This is a genomic window from Micromonospora arida, assembly GCF_042873195.1.
Lineage (GTDB): Bacteria > Actinomycetota > Actinomycetes > Mycobacteriales > Micromonosporaceae > Micromonospora > Micromonospora arida.
The window spans coordinates 348,631-361,997 of the sequence record NZ_JBIALC010000002.1 but is presented as its reverse complement, the minus strand read 5'-3'; the positions used below and the strand labels follow the sequence as shown (position 1 = coordinate 361,997).

General features: G+C 72.5%; 11 protein-coding genes. 7 read left to right on the top strand and 4 right to left on the bottom strand.

The window, feature by feature from the left end:
• Position 1 precedes the first annotated feature (1 nt).
• Positions 2 to 961, bottom strand: a complete 960-nt coding sequence (gene deoC / locus ACFYP0_RS08295; protein ID WP_091394490.1) for a deoxyribose-phosphate aldolase — start codon at positions 959 to 961, stop codon at positions 2 to 4.
• Between the two features lie 133 nt (positions 962 to 1,094).
• Here deoC and upp point away from each other — a divergent pair, with 133 nt between their 5' ends.
• Both upp and ACFYP0_RS08285 read left to right on the top strand, forming a co-directional pair.
• Positions 1,095 to 1,727 (top strand): uracil phosphoribosyltransferase, encoded by a 633-nt coding sequence (upp, locus tag ACFYP0_RS08290; RefSeq protein ID WP_124862038.1) that lies wholly within the window; start codon positions 1,095 to 1,097, stop codon positions 1,725 to 1,727.
• 72 nt (positions 1,728 to 1,799) lie between these two features.
• Positions 1,800 to 2,477, top strand: coding sequence for a GOLPH3/VPS74 family protein (locus ACFYP0_RS08285; protein ID WP_355493901.1), 678 nt, complete (start codon positions 1,800 to 1,802; stop codon positions 2,475 to 2,477).
• Between the two features lie 130 nt (positions 2,478 to 2,607).
• Here the strand turns inward: ACFYP0_RS08285 and ACFYP0_RS08280 are convergent, their stop codons facing one another.
• Together ACFYP0_RS08280 and ACFYP0_RS08275 are read right to left on the bottom strand one after the other, a co-directional pair.
• Positions 2,608 to 4,275, bottom strand: coding sequence for a phospho-sugar mutase (locus ACFYP0_RS08280; protein ID WP_355493902.1), 1,668 nt, complete (start codon positions 4,273 to 4,275; stop codon positions 2,608 to 2,610).
• Positions 4,276 to 4,323: 48 nt separating this feature from the next.
• Positions 4,324 to 6,387: a serine/threonine-protein kinase gene (locus ACFYP0_RS08275; protein ID WP_355493903.1), complete on the bottom strand. Its 2,064-nt coding sequence runs from the start codon at positions 6,385 to 6,387 to the stop codon at positions 4,324 to 4,326.
• Positions 6,388 to 6,593: 206 nt separating this feature from the next.
• Here ACFYP0_RS08275 and ACFYP0_RS08270 point away from each other — a divergent pair, with 206 nt between their 5' ends.
• A complete protein-coding gene (locus tag ACFYP0_RS08270) occupies positions 6,594 to 8,177 on the top strand; it encodes an acyl-CoA mutase large subunit family protein (protein WP_355493904.1) in 1,584 nt (527 codons plus the stop codon).
• A gap of 457 nt (positions 8,178 to 8,634) precedes the next feature.
• The gene (locus ACFYP0_RS08265) at positions 8,635 to 9,894 is read left to right on the top strand and encodes an amidohydrolase (protein WP_124862023.1); all 1,260 of its coding nucleotides are present in this window, start codon (positions 8,635 to 8,637) and stop codon (positions 9,892 to 9,894) included.
• Here the strand turns inward: ACFYP0_RS08265 and ACFYP0_RS08260 are convergent.
• Positions 9,851 to 10,813 (bottom strand): DUF4349 domain-containing protein, encoded by a 963-nt coding sequence (locus ACFYP0_RS08260; protein ID WP_355493905.1) that lies wholly within the window; start codon positions 10,811 to 10,813, stop codon positions 9,851 to 9,853. The two genes, ACFYP0_RS08265 and ACFYP0_RS08260, sit on opposite strands and share 44 nt — an antisense overlap.
• Positions 10,814 to 10,906: 93 nt before the next feature.
• Here ACFYP0_RS08260 and ACFYP0_RS08255 point away from each other — a divergent pair, with 93 nt between their 5' ends.
• The 3 genes from ACFYP0_RS08255 to ACFYP0_RS08245 all read left to right on the top strand — a co-directional run bounded on the left by ACFYP0_RS08255 (position 10,907) and on the right by ACFYP0_RS08245 (position 13,357).
• Positions 10,907 to 11,539, top strand: a complete 633-nt coding sequence (locus ACFYP0_RS08255; protein WP_355493906.1) for an MBL fold metallo-hydrolase — start codon at positions 10,907 to 10,909, stop codon at positions 11,537 to 11,539.
• Positions 11,540 to 11,543: 4 nt separating this feature from the next.
• Complete coding sequence (locus ACFYP0_RS08250) at positions 11,544 to 12,518, top strand: hypothetical protein (RefSeq protein ID WP_355493907.1); 975 nt, start codon at positions 11,544 to 11,546, stop codon at positions 12,516 to 12,518.
• 104 nt (positions 12,519 to 12,622) lie between these two features.
• Complete coding sequence (locus tag ACFYP0_RS08245; protein WP_355493908.1) at positions 12,623 to 13,357, top strand: SCO6745 family protein; 735 nt, start codon at positions 12,623 to 12,625, stop codon at positions 13,355 to 13,357.
• Positions 13,358 to 13,367: the final 10 nt, after the last annotated feature.

Genomic DNA, 13,367 nt, shown 5'->3' with positions numbered 1-13,367 from the left:
ATCAGTCCAGGGTGAAGTAGTCGGGACCGGAGTAGGTGCCGGTCGTCAGCTTGGTGCGCTGCATCAGCAGGTCGTTGAGCAGGCTGGACGCGCCGAAGCGGAACCAGTCCGGGTCGAGCCAGTCCGGGCCGACGGTCTCGTTGACCATCACCAGGTACTTGATGGCGTCCTTGGTGGTCTTGATGCCACCGGCGGGCTTCACGCCCACCTGCCGCCCGGTCGCCTCGCGGAAGTCACGGACCGCTTCCAGCATCACCAGGCTCACCGGCATCGTCGCCGCGATCGGGACCTTGCCGGTGGAGGTCTTGATGAAGTCGCCGCCGGCCAGCATGGCCAGCCAGGAGGCCCGCCGGACGTTGTCGTAGGTGGCCAGCTCGCCGGTCTCAAGGATCACCTTGAGGTGGGCGTCCCCGGAGGCTTCCTTGGTGGCCACGATCTCGTCGTAGACCTCCTTGTACCGCCCGGCCAGGAACGCACCCCGGTTGATCACCATGTCGATCTCGTCGGCGCCGGCCGCGACGGCGGCCCGGGTGTCGGCCAGCTTGATCTCCAACGGCGCCTGACCCGACGGGAACGCGGTCGCCACGCTGGCCAGGTGCACGGCGGAGCCGCGCAGCACCTCGGCCACGTAGGGGACCATCGCCGGGTAGACGCAGACCGCGCCGACGTGCGGGCAGGACGGGTCGGCCGGGTCCGGACGCAGGGCCTTCGCGGCGAGCGCGCGCACCTTGCCCGGGGTGTCCGCCCCCTCCAGGGTGGTCAGGTCGACCATCCGGATCGCCAGGTCGATCGCCTGGGCCTTGGCGGTGGTCTTGATGGAGCGGGTGCCGAGCTGTGCCGCCCGCTGCTCCGCGCCGACCTGGTCCACGCCGGGCAGGCCGTGCAGGAAGGTCCGCAGAGCGGTCTCGGATCGTCCCAGCTCGGAGAGCTCCGACCGGGCCGACGTCGTTGTCGCCGTCATGCCGAGAAGTCTACGCACGAGACCGCCGAGTGATCTTGCTCACGACCGCTCGACGACGTGTCGACGTGAGCGGCGTCCCTGGTCCGACCGCACCCGCACCGCCGCGCGGTACGGACCGGTAGGTTGAGCGATCGTGGACGTACACGTCATTGACCACCCGTTGGCCCAGTCCAGGTTGACTGCCATGCGGGACGCGCGCACCGATTCCTCGACGTTCCGGGCGGCGCTGCACGAACTGACCACCATGCTGGTGTACGAGGCGGCGCGCACCTTCCCCGTCGAGCGGTACCCGGTGCAGACGCCGGTCACCGGCACCGAGGGCACCCGGCTGGCCAACCCGCCGCTGCTGGTCCCGGTGCTGCGCGCCGGGCTGGGCATGGCGGACGCCGCGTTGGGCCTGCTGCCCGAGTCGTCGATGGGTTTCGTGGGCCTGGCCCGCGACGAGGTGACCTACGAGCCTCGCGCGTACATGGAGTCGCTGCCACGCGACCTGGCCGGGCTGCCGGTGCTGGTGCTCGACCCGATGCTGGCCACCGGTGGTTCGCTGGAGCACTCCTGTCGGCTGCTGGCCGATCGGGGCTGTACCGACATCACAGTGCTCTGTGTGCTCGCCGCCCCGGTCGGCATCGAGCGGCTGGAGCGCTCTGGCCTGCCGTTGCGCCTGGTCACGGCCTCGATCGACGAGGGTCTCAACGACCGCATGTTCATCGTCCCCGGCCTCGGCGACGCCGGCGACCGCCAGTTCGGTGGCATGCCCCGCTTCTGAGGCGAAACCCGGTCGGTGCCGGGTCCGGCGGGTCCGTGCGCGGGGTGCGCGGACCCGCTACCGTCTCCGGCCATGACTGGTGTTGCGCTCGCCGAGGAGTTGCTGCTCCTCGCCTACGACGACACGACCGGCAAGGCGACCATGCCACGGATCAGCCTGGACCTGGGCATGGCCGCCGCGGTGCTGGTCGAGTTGGCCCTGGCCGGCCGGATCGCGTACGCCGACGGGTCCCTGACGGTGGTCGACCCGACGCCGACCGGCGAGCCGTTCAGCGACGATGTCCTCGGCCGGATCGCCGGCGACACCCCGCACACCCCGGCGTCCTGGGTGCAGCGTCTGCGGCACGGCCTGCGCGACCGGATCCTCGCCGACCTGTGCCGGCAGGGCGTCGTCCGGGACGTCGACGAGACCGAGCTGGGCTTCATCCACGTGCACCGTTACCCGGTCGTGGACACCTCCGTCGAGGCGGAGACCCGCCAGCGGCTGGCCGAGGCGCTGACCGGCGCGGCAGCCCCGGACGAGCGGACCGCCGCGCTGGCCACCCTGGTCGTGGTGCTCCGGATGGAGTCCGCGCTCGGGGTGAGCGGAGAGGCCGCCGCCGACGCCCGCCGCCGGCTGACGGAGATCGCCACCGGCGCCGGGTTCTCCGGCGAGGTGAGCACCGACAATTCGGTGGTCCGCCCGTCGGTCGGCCTGGTCGTCGCCGCCCTGGCCAGGGCCGTCGACCAGGCCCTCGGCCCGCGCCGCTGACCGTCGGGTCGACCCCGCTCGACGTGCCCTTTGCTCTGCACCCGCCCAGGCGCCACCGGACGACAGTCGAATGGCGCTTCCGCGGGTGCAGAGCAAAGGGCGGACTTGTTGTGGCTGGGTGCTGCGGGGCTCAGATGCCCAGGGCAGCGCTGACCTCGGCGCGGAGCGCGGCGACGGCCGACGCCGCCCTGCTGCGGGCCGTCGGCACGTCACCGTCCACGACCGGTTCCACCACCTCGAGGTACGCCTTGAGCTTCGGCTCGGTGCCGGACGGGCGGATCACCACCCGGGCCGTCGCGGTCCGCAGGATCACCACGTCCGACTCGGGCAGCAGGTCCCGGGCGCTGTCCATCGACTGCCCGAGCAGAGTGGTCGGGGTGTCCGCCCGGATCCGCGCCATCGCGTCGGCGATGACCCGCAGGTCGTCCACCCGGACGGAGAGCTGGTCGGTGTGGTGCACGCCGAACTCGGCAGCCAGCTCGTCCAGCCGATCGGTCAGCGTGCGCCCCTGCGTCTTCAGGCCGGCGGCCAACTCGGCCACGGTCAGCGCGGCGGTGATGCCGTCCTTGTCCCGGACGTGTTCCGGGGCCACGCAGTAGCCGAGCGCCTCCTCGTAGCCGAAGACCAGCGGCGCGCTTCCACCCCCGGCCCGCACGATCCACTTGAAGCCGGTCAGCGTCTCGTCGTAGGGCAGGCCCCGGGCCGCGCACATCGCCCGCAGCAGTGACGACGACACGATGGTGGTGGCGTAGAGCCCGGTCACCCCCCGGCGCATCAGGTGGTCGGCGAGCAGGACACCCACCTCGTCGCCGCGCAGCATCCGCCAGCCGTCGCGGTCGTCCCGGACGACCACCGCGCAACGGTCGGCGTCCGGGTCGTTGGCGATGGCGAGGTCCGCGCCGGTGGAGTCGGCCAGGGCGATCAGCCGGTCCACCGCACCCGGCTCCTCCGGGTTGGGGAACGACACGGTGGGGAACGCCGGGTCCGGTTCGGCCTGGTCGGGCACCACCCCGGGGGTCGGGAAGCCAGCGCGGGCGAAGGCGGCGGTGAGCACCGCAGCGCCCACCCCGTGCAGCGGCGTGTACGCCACCGTCAGGTCCCGTGGCCCGTCCGGGTCGATCACCGCTGTGGCCCGTTCGACGTACGAGGCGACCAGGTCGTCGCCGAGCACCTGACCGGGCTCGCCCAACGGCACCTGGGCCAGCGGCCCGACCGATCGGATGGCCGCCTCGATGCCGGCGTCGGCGGGTGGCACGATCTGGGCGCCGGCGCCCAACTCGCCGCCCAGCTCCGCGCCCAGGTAGACCTTGTAGCCGTTGTCCTGCGGCGGGTTGTGGCTGGCCGTGACCATCACCCCGGCGACACCGCCGAGGTGCCGCACGGCGTACGCCAGCACCGGGGTGGGCAGCGGGCGGGGCAGCAGCAGCGCCGGGCGGCCAGCGCCGGTGGCCACCTGGGCGGTGCGCTCGGCGAACTCCCGGGAGCCGTGCCGAGCGTCGTACCCGATCACCAGCGGGCCGGTGCCGCCCTGGGCCGCGAGCCAGGTGACCAGGCCGGCAGCGGCCTGGGTGACCACGGCGAGGTTCATGCCGTTCGGGCCGGCGCGCAGCGGGCCGCGGAGGCCCGCCGTGCCGAAGGTCAACGGGCCGGCGAACCGGTCGGCCAGCTCCGGGGCGCTCGCCGGAAGCCCGTCGAGCACCGCCGTCAGCTCGTCCCGGCTGGCCGGGTCGGGGTCGTCGGCCAGCCAACGCCGGGCTTGCTCGCGAATGTCGTCGATGTCAGTGGTGTCCGCCGCCATGCCCCTTGATAGCACGGCGACGGATCACCCCTGTGCGTTCCCTCCGGCTCAGCCGTTCCCGGTGAGCTGGAACGTCCGCGTCATCTCGTCGAAGATCGGCTTGCTCTCCGCGAACTTGGCGTCCGTGGCGGTGAGGTAGAACGAGTACGCCTTGCCGTCCTGGGCCACGCCCCGCCAGACGCCGTGCCGCATCGCGTCACCCTCGCCGCAGGTGTATTCGAACTCGGCTGCCGGCTTGCTGGCCAGCTCCGTCTCGGTGGAGGAGATCTGGTTGTACGGCTTGACGCAGGAGGTGCTCCGGGTCTTGAGGCCGTTCTCGGCCGTCTCGGCCCACCGGACGGAGCTGCTGCTCCACTTCTCGGTGATGATGCGGACCTTGCGGCCGCTGTCCGCCGGGTCGATGTAGTCGGTGTACGAGCCACCGGTGGCCTTCTTCCAGCCCTTCGGCACCATGACCTGGATTCCGCGGGCCGTGTGCTCCTGCATCTCGACAGTGGGAGCCGCCGGGGCGGCCGTGGTGGGCTGCGCGGCCGGGGTGTTCGGCGGGGGGTCTTCGCCGCCGGAGAGCGCCACCGCCGTGAGCAGCAGCACGACGACCAACCCGCCGGCTGCGGCGAGCTGCACCTTGCGCGGCCAGCCCTTGACCGTGGTGACGAGCTGACCACCGGTGGCCCGGACCTTGTCCAGCGCGCTGCCGCCCGAAGCGGCGGGCGCGGTGGCCCAGGGCTGGCCGGTGCCCGGCACCGACCACTGGTTGCCGCCGCCGTAGGTGCCGCCGACGCGCTGGGTGGCCTCCGGTGCGCCGCCGTACCCGACCTGCTGGGTGGCATCGGCCGGGCTGCCGTAGCTGACCCGCTGGGTGGCGTCGGGGTGCCCGCCGGCGTCCACCCGCTGGGTGGCGTCCGCGTTGCCGCCGTAGGTGCGCCCGGCCGCCGGTCGGCCCGTAGTCGGCATCGCGCCGGTCGGCGTGTGCAGCGGGCCGGCCAACGCGTCGGCGCTGGTCTCGTCGAGCCCACCGGTGGCGCCGGCCGCGGAAGTCGCCTGCGGGCGCTCGCCCCGGCGCGGCGAGGCCAGCCGGTCGGTCAGGGACTCGCCCGGGGCCAGCATCGCCTTGCCACCGATCTGGCTGTCCGGCTTCGGCTCCGGCTGGGCCGGCGGGAGGACGGGGATGGGGCGCTGCTGCACCGGCACCACGGCGTACGGGTCGGTGACCGAGTGCACAGCCGTCGCCGTGCTGCCCAGCGGGCCGGCGAGCAGCTCGCGCAGCATGGCCCGGGAGGTGTGCACGTCGAGTCGGCGCGCCGGGTCCTTCTCGAGCAGACCCATCAGCACCCGGGTCAGCGGGCCGCTGCGCTGCGGTGGGGCGGGTGGGTCCTCCACCACGGCGTGCATGGTCTCGATCGGGTCGCCCTTGTCGAACGGGGGCCGCCCCTCGACCGCGGTGTAGAGCGTCACACCCAACGAGAAGAGGTCACTGGGCGGGCCGAACTCCTGGCCCATGGCCCGCTCGGGCGAGATGAAGTGCGGCGAACCGAGCACCATGCCGGGGGTGGTGAGCTGCACGTCGGTGGGCATCCGGGCGACCCCGAAGTCGGTCAGCACGCAGCGCCCGTCGGTGCAGATCAGCACGTTTGCGGGTTTGACGTCGCGGTGCAGCACGCCGATCGCGTGCGCGACCTCCAACGCGCCGAGCAGCGCGATGCCGATCTTGGCGACGGCGCGGGGCGCGACCGGCCCGTCCTCGATCACCATGTCGGCGAGGCTGCGGGCGTCCAGCAGCTCCATCACGATCCACGGCCGACCGGCCTCGGTGACCACGTCGTACACCTGCACCACAGCGGGGTGCTGGATGGCGGCGGCGGCGCGCGCCTCACGCAGGGTGCGTTCGTACATCGCGTCGCGGTCGCTGGGGGCCAGCCCCGGGGGCAGGACGACCTCCTTCACCGCCACGTCACGGCGCAGCAGGGTGTCTGTGGCGCGCCACACCGTGCCCATGCCGCCGTTGCCCACCGAGGATCGCAGCGAGTACCGGCCACCAATGGTGGTGCCGGGCGCCGCTCGTCCGTTGGCGGGACTAACTGGTCCGCCGCTCCACGTCGGGATCTGAGTCACAGAAAAGCCACCGGGGGAAATCGAGGGGGGCTGGGACACAACCCCCCTATCTTGCTGGTTCCGACGCCCGATGCGAAAGCCGACGCGACGGACGTTTATCGAAGTCGACAGAACGTGCCCTGTCGTTCACCTGGTGTCGACCGGTCGGGACGCACTGTGCGGTATCCCTCACCCGAGGACGTGGCCAGGCGTCCTACCATCCGGGGATGAACCAACGGCGGTCAAGTGAGTCCGGTTTCCCGATCAACGGCGTCTACACGGAGGCCGACCTTCCGGAGGACCTGGACTCCCGGCTCGGCAGCCCGGGCGAGTTCCCGTACACCCGGGGTGTCTACCCCACCATGTACACCTCCCGCCCGTGGACCATGCGCCAGTACGCCGGCTTCGGCACCGCCACCGAGTCCAACGCGCGATACCACCAGCTGTTGCGGGCCGGCACGATGGGCCTGTCGGTCGCGTTCGACCTGCCGACCCAGATGGGCTACGACTCGGACGAGCCGATCGCGCACGGCGAGGTCGGCAAGGTGGGTGTCGCGATCGACTCCATCGAGGACATGCGGCTGCTCTTCGCCGACATCCCCCTGGACAAGGTGTCCACCTCGATGACCATCAACGCACCCGGCTCGGTGCTGCTGCTGCTCTACCAACTCGTCGCCGAGGAGAACGGGGTGCCGGGCACGGCGCTCAACGGCACCATCCAGAACGACATCCTCAAGGAGTACATCGCCCGGGGGACGTACATCTTCCCGCCGAAGCCGTCGCTGCGCCTGGTGGCCGACACGTTCGCGTACTGCCGCAGCGAGGTGCCGAAGTGGAACACCATCTCCATCTCCGGCTACCACATGGCTGAGGCCGGCGCGACGCCCGCGCAGGAGATCGCGTTCACCCTGGCCAACGGGGTGGAGTACGTACGGGCCGCGCTGGCCGCCGGGCTCGCCGTCGACGACTTCGCGCCCCGGCTGTCGTTCTTCTTCGTGGCCCGCACCACGCTGCTGGAGGAGGTGGCGAAGTTCCGCGCCGCCCGGCGGATCTGGGCCCGGCTGATGCGCGACGACTTCGGCGCCAAGGATCCGAAGTCGATGATGCTGCGGTTCCACACCCAGACCGCGGGCGTGCAGCTCACCGCCCAGCAGCCGGAGGTGAACCTGGTTCGGGTGGCGGTGCAGGGTCTGGGTGCCGTGCTCGGTGGCACCCAGTCGCTGCACACCAACAGCTTCGACGAGGCGATCGCGCTGCCCACCGAGAAGGCGGCCCGGCTCGCGCTGCGTACCCAGCAGGTGCTGGCCTACGAGACGGACCTGACCGCCACCGTCGACCCGTTCGCCGGGTCGTACGTGGTGGAGGCGATGACCGCCGAGATCGAGGCCGCCGCCGTCGAGTTGATGGAGCGGGTGACCGACCACGGCTCGGCGGTGGACGCGATCGAGGCCGGGTTCCAGAAGCGGGAGATCGAGCAGTCCGCGTACCGGATCGCCCAGGAGATCGACTCGGGGGAACGGGTGGTGGTCGGGCTCAACCGGTTCACCGTGGACGAGGAGGAGCCGTACGAGCCGCTGCGGGTCGACCCGACGATCGAGGCGGCCCAGGCCGACCGGCTGGCCCGGCTGCGCTCCGAGCGGGACGCCGACGCGGTCACGCGGGCGCTCGCCGATCTCCGGGCCGCCGCCGAGGGCACGGAGAACGTGTTGTACCCGATGAAGGAGGCGCTGCGGGCCCGCGCGACAGTGGGTGAGGTCTGCGGGACGTTGCGCGAGGTGTGGGGGCTGTACCGGCCCACCGACCGATTCTGAGCACCCCGGGGGCGGCGGCGGCCTCGGGGCGCGGTGTGTCCGGCGCTCTCAGCGGGTATCCGGTCGGTTGAGCCGGGACGCACACCCTGTGCGCCCACGGTGGGTGGGTGCGTGTGAGCGTCCTTATCCGGCTCGTTGCGGTGTGTGGTCGGCTAATTGTCGGAGTGTCAGTTCATCACCCCGACTAATGCGACAATTTGGCAACGGGTCTCCGACCGGCGCCGGGATTCGTGACTGCCGCGCTCGGTTACGCGTTGTAGGAGGTGAGGGGCTGATGACGGCGTTTGACCGTGATCTACCTGCTGTCCCGCGCCTTGACGAGCGCCCCCAGCAGGGCATACGTGACTCTGTGCGGTCCGATCATTACCGTAACGAGGTTGCGCAGCGTCACCGTCGGAGGTCTAGGCTGTCTGCTGTCCCCGATGATCCATCCATTCCTAGTGATCGAGAATTCGACGTGACGAGTGCGTTGACGCTGCCCACAGGCGGCCAGCTGGCGTCGTCCTGGCCGGAGACGCCACCGGGATCCCAGCCCCTGCCCCGCGAGCTGGACCACCTTCTCGCGCTCCGGGTACCGGGGCTGATCGCTACGCGCCGTCACCTCCACTCGCACCCGGAGCTTTCCGGCAACGAGTTCGAGACGGCCGCGCTGATCGCCCGGGAGCTGTCGCTGGCCGGGCTGAACCCGCGCCTGCTGCCCAAGGGCAACGGCGTGATCTGCGACGTCAACGGCAGACCGGACGGCCCGGTCGTGGCGCTGCGCGCCGACATCGACGCCCTACCGCTGGACGATCCCAAGGACGTCCCGTACCGGTCGACCGTGGAGGGCGTCTGCCACGCCTGCGGGCACGACGTGCACACCACGGTCCTGCTCGGCGTCGGCATGCTGCTCGCCCAGCTCGCCGACCTCGGTGAGCTGGACGGTCGGGTCCGGCTCATCTTCCAGCCGGCCGAGGAGATCCTGCCCTGCGGTTCGCTGGAGGTCATCGAGGCCGGCGGCCTGGACGACGTGGTGCAGATCTTCGCGCTGCACTGCGACCCGAACCTGCCGGTGGGCCAGGTCGGCCTGCGGGTCGGCCCGATCACCGCGGCCGCCGACAACGTCACCGTCCGACTCTCCGGCCCAGGCGGGCACACCGCCCGCCCGCACCTGACCGTGGACATGGTCGACGCGCTCGGTCGGCTGATCACCGAGGTGCCGGCCCTCGTCAGTCGTCGGGTGCCGGCCAACAGCGGCCTGCTGCTGGTCTTCGGCCACGCCTCGGCCGGCACCCGCTACAACGTCATCCCGTCCGAGGCGAGCGCGTCCGGCACCCTCCGGGTGATGGACCGCGACACCTGGGAGCAGGCTCCCAAGATCGTCGCTCAGGTGGTGCGGGACGTGATCGCGCCGACCGGTGCGACCGTCGACCTGGAATACCTGCGCGGCAGACCGCCGGTGTGCAACGACGCCCGCGCCATCCAGGTGCTGACCGCCGCCACCGCCGCCGCCCTCGGCCCGGACGGGATCGCCGAGACACCGCAGAGCATGGGCGGCGAGGACTTCTCCTGGTACCTGGAGTACGTCCCCGGCGCCCTCGCCCGGCTCGGCGTGGGTCGCTCCGGCCCCAACGTCGACCTGCACCGGGCGAGCTTCGACGTGGACGAGCGGTCCATCGCGGTCGGCGTCCGCGTCATGGTGCAGACCGCGTTGCGGGCACTGGCGGCGGCGCGCTGACCGGCGCGATCGGAGCCGAGGGCTTGCGCCGTCGGCGCAGCACCACCAGCAGCGCCACCAGCGGTACGCCCAGCGCCACCAGCCAGGGCAGCAGTGCCCCGAGCACCGTGAGCAGGACGGTCATCGAGACGACGAACGCCTTCCAGCCGCCCCTGAGCCCGACCAGGAAGCCGGTCTCGGCCTTCTCCTCGGTGTCCTTCGCCGCCGGCCCGGCCAGCGACACGGTGATCGTGGAGAGGGCGGTCAGGTCGGCCAGGCGTCGCTTCTTGGCCTCCAGCGAGGCCAGGTCGGCCTCCCGTCGACCCAACTCGTTCTCCAGCGACACCAGGTCGGTGATCGAGGTGGCTCGGGACAGCAACCGGCGGGCGCTCTCCACCCGGGCCCGCTGACTGGTGATCCGGGCCTCCAGGTCGACCGTCTCCTCGGTGACGTCCTGAGTGTTGATCTCCCGGCTCTGCTGCCGACCGAGCTTCGCGATCTCCTCCACCACGCCGGTGAACTTCGCCGCCGGCACCCGCAACTCCAACTCCGCCACCGCGTCGGCGTCGGCGCTGTGTCGCTGGTCGCCGCCGACGAAGCCGCCGGCCTGGGTGGCCACGGCGGTGGCCTCGCGGGCGGCAGAGTCCACATCGTTCACCTGCACCCGCATCTTTCCGGTGTAGATGATCGCCCGCTGGTCGACCCGTAGGTCCGGTGCGCCGGCACCGGCCCCCTCCGGTGCGCCTGCGGCGGCGTCCCGGGCCACCTCGCCGCCGTTGGCGGCTGGCGCCTCGGCCGCCGTGCCCGCGTTGTCCTGCGCCCCGCTGTCGCCGGCACCGCACCCCGTCAGCGCCAGGGCCGCCGCCAGTGTCGTCGCCGCCAGCAGCGCATTGCGGCGTCTTCCCACCTGTCCGTCCATCCCCGCTCCCATCGTCGTCAACCGGTGTGGCGATAGCTCGGACGCGACGCGCACACCGGCTGGTTCCGGCAGACTGCGCTGAGGACGTCACGATTCGATAATCGAGGAGTCACGATGCGGCTCACCAAGTACGCCCACTCCTGCCTTCGGGTGGAACACGACGGGGGAGTGCTCGTCGTCGACCCCGGGGTGTTCGGCGACGCCGCGGCGGCGCTGGACGGTGCGGACGCGGTGCTGATCACCCACGAACACCCCGACCACCTCGACCTGGCAGCGGTGCGCCTCCAACTCGACCGACAGCCCTTCCCGATCCACGGGCCCGCCTCACTCGGAGAGACCCTGGGCGACGCGGCCGACGTGCTGCGCCCGGTCAGCGTCGGTGAGTCGTTCACCGCCGCCGGGGTCGCGGTGCGCGCGTACGGGGGGCGGCACGCCGTGATCCACCCCGACATCCCGGTGATCGACAACCTCGGTTACCTGATCAACGACGTGGTCTACCACCCGGGAGACTCCCTGGTGGTGCCCGACGAGACACCCGTCGACACGCTCTTCGCACCGATCCACGCGCCCTGGTCCAAGTTCTCCGAGGTGGTCGACTTCATCCGCGCGGTCGCACCGCGGCGCGCGTACGCCCTGCACGACGCGTTGCTCAACGACAACGGGCTGAGCGTGCTCGACCGGCAGTACACCGCGATGTCCGGCACCGAATACCAGCGACTGGAGCCCGGTAGCCGGGTGGACGTCTGACCCGATGCCCGGCCTCTCCGCGGAGCTGGTGCAGCAGCTCTACCGCACCCCACCGGACCGGTTCGTGGCCGCCCGGGACGCCGCTGTGGCCGAGGCCCGCCAAGCCGGCGACCCGACCACCGCCCGGCAACTGGCCCGGCTGCGTCGACCGACGGTGGCCGCCTGGCTGGTGAACCTGCTCGCCATCCGACGCCCGGAACTGGTCGCCGATCTGGTGCAGCTCGCCGACGCACTGCGAGTCGCCCAGCGGGAGTTGCGTGGGCCCCGACTGCGGGAGTTGTCCGCGCAGCGCCGGGCGGTGGTCGGCGCCCTGGTCGCCGAGGTTCGCAAGCTCGCCGCGGCCGAGCCGGACGCGCCACCGGCGAGCCGGCTGCCCCTGGCCGAGGTGGAGGCGACGCTGAACGCCGCGTTCTCCGACGTCGAGGTCGCCGAGCAGGTGCGGGCGGGCCGCCTGCTGCGGGCGGCCAGCTACGCCGGCTTCGGTGAGGTGCCCCGGCCGCAACTGCGGCTGGTCACCGGCGATGACGAGGAACGTGAGGAGGAACGCCCGGCCCGCCGACCCGGCCCCCAACGGGGCCGTCCCGAGGCGGCACCCCGTACGGACCGGGCGGCCGAGCAGGCCGAACGGGCCGCACAGCGGGCGGCCCGAGCCGAGCGGGCCCGGCAGCGCCGCGCCCTGGACCGGGAGTTGGCGAAGGCCCAGGCCGACCAGGAGCGGGCCGAGACCGAGCTGACCGAGGCGACCGGCCAGGAGCACGACGGTGCGGCCGTACTCGATCGTCTTGAGGCCGAGCTGGCCGAGCTGGAGCGGCGGCGCGCGGTCGCCGAGCAGGACCTCAGCCGGGCCAAGCTCGCCCGGCGTGCCGCCGAGCGGGCGGTCACCGTGGCCCGGCGGCGCGCCGGTGAGGTCGAGGCGGCGGTCGAGGCACTGGCGGCCGAAGAGGGGGATGCGGACGCGGGCGGTGGCGCGGCAGACTGACCATCGATGGACGACGACGAGTGTGCGGGCCGTACACGGCGAGTGGCCCCGGGTCGGGGCGTGGTCGTGGTCGCCGGGTCGGTTTGCCCGAGCGGGGCGGCGCGGTGACTCCGGAGCAGGTCGCGGCCGCAAGTAAGCCCGTCGTGCTCGACCTGGGCGACGCCTTCAGCCGGGACCCGACCACGTTGCGCCGGGCCCGACTGCTCGGCATCTCCGGCTGGGCCTTCTACATCAGCGGCCGGGCCGGCGCGCTCGGCGGTGTGCGGGCCGAGACGGCCGCCGCCGCACTCGGGTTCATCGCCCCGGACGCGGTCGCCGACGGTTGGGACGCCGCCGCCCGGGTCGTTCCGCCGTTCGAGGTGGCCGCCGCGAGCCTCGCCGAATGCTGCCGGTGGGGGGCGCAGCGGCTCGGCCCCCTGCCCGGCACCGAGCGCCTGTCGGCGCTCGTCGAGCGGGCCGTGGTGGCGGCGGAGGCCAGTGGGATGCCGCTCTTCGCCGCGTGGCGGGCCATGCCGCTTCCCGATCTCTCGGCCGGGGCTCGCAGCGCCGCCGGGCTGCGGCTGCTCCGGGAACACTTCACCGGCGCCTACCTGCTGGCGGTACGTGCCGCCGGGATGACCCCGCTGGAAGCCGTGCTGGCCGGGCCGGAGGGCGAGGCCGGGGCGGTGGCCTGTGGCTGGCCGCCGCCGTACCCGCCGATCGGGCCGCTGGTGCGCCGCCGGCTCTGGGCGGAGGCGGTGACCAACCGGCTGGCCGCGCCGGCGTTCACGGCCCTCGGGCCCGCCGATGGCGCGGAGTTGGTGGAGTTGCTGCACCGCACCCGGGCCGACCTCGGCTGAGCCTTTCGTC

Coding starts and splice junctions, on each gene's coding strand:
- deoC (WP_091394490.1), bottom strand. CDS start 961: ATGACGGCGACAACGACGTCGGCCCGGTCGGAGCTCTCCGAGCTGGGA.
- ACFYP0_RS08285 (WP_355493901.1), top strand. CDS start 1,800: ATGACTGGTGTTGCGCTCGCCGAGGAGTTGCTGCTCCTCGCCTACGAC.
- ACFYP0_RS08280 (WP_355493902.1), bottom strand. CDS start 4,275: ATGGCGGCGGACACCACTGACATCGACGACATTCGCGAGCAAGCCCGG.
- ACFYP0_RS08270 (WP_355493904.1), top strand. CDS start 6,594: ATGAACCAACGGCGGTCAAGTGAGTCCGGTTTCCCGATCAACGGCGTC.
- ACFYP0_RS08255 (WP_355493906.1), top strand. CDS start 10,907: ATGCGGCTCACCAAGTACGCCCACTCCTGCCTTCGGGTGGAACACGAC.
- ACFYP0_RS08250 (WP_355493907.1), top strand. CDS start 11,544: ATGCCCGGCCTCTCCGCGGAGCTGGTGCAGCAGCTCTACCGCACCCCA.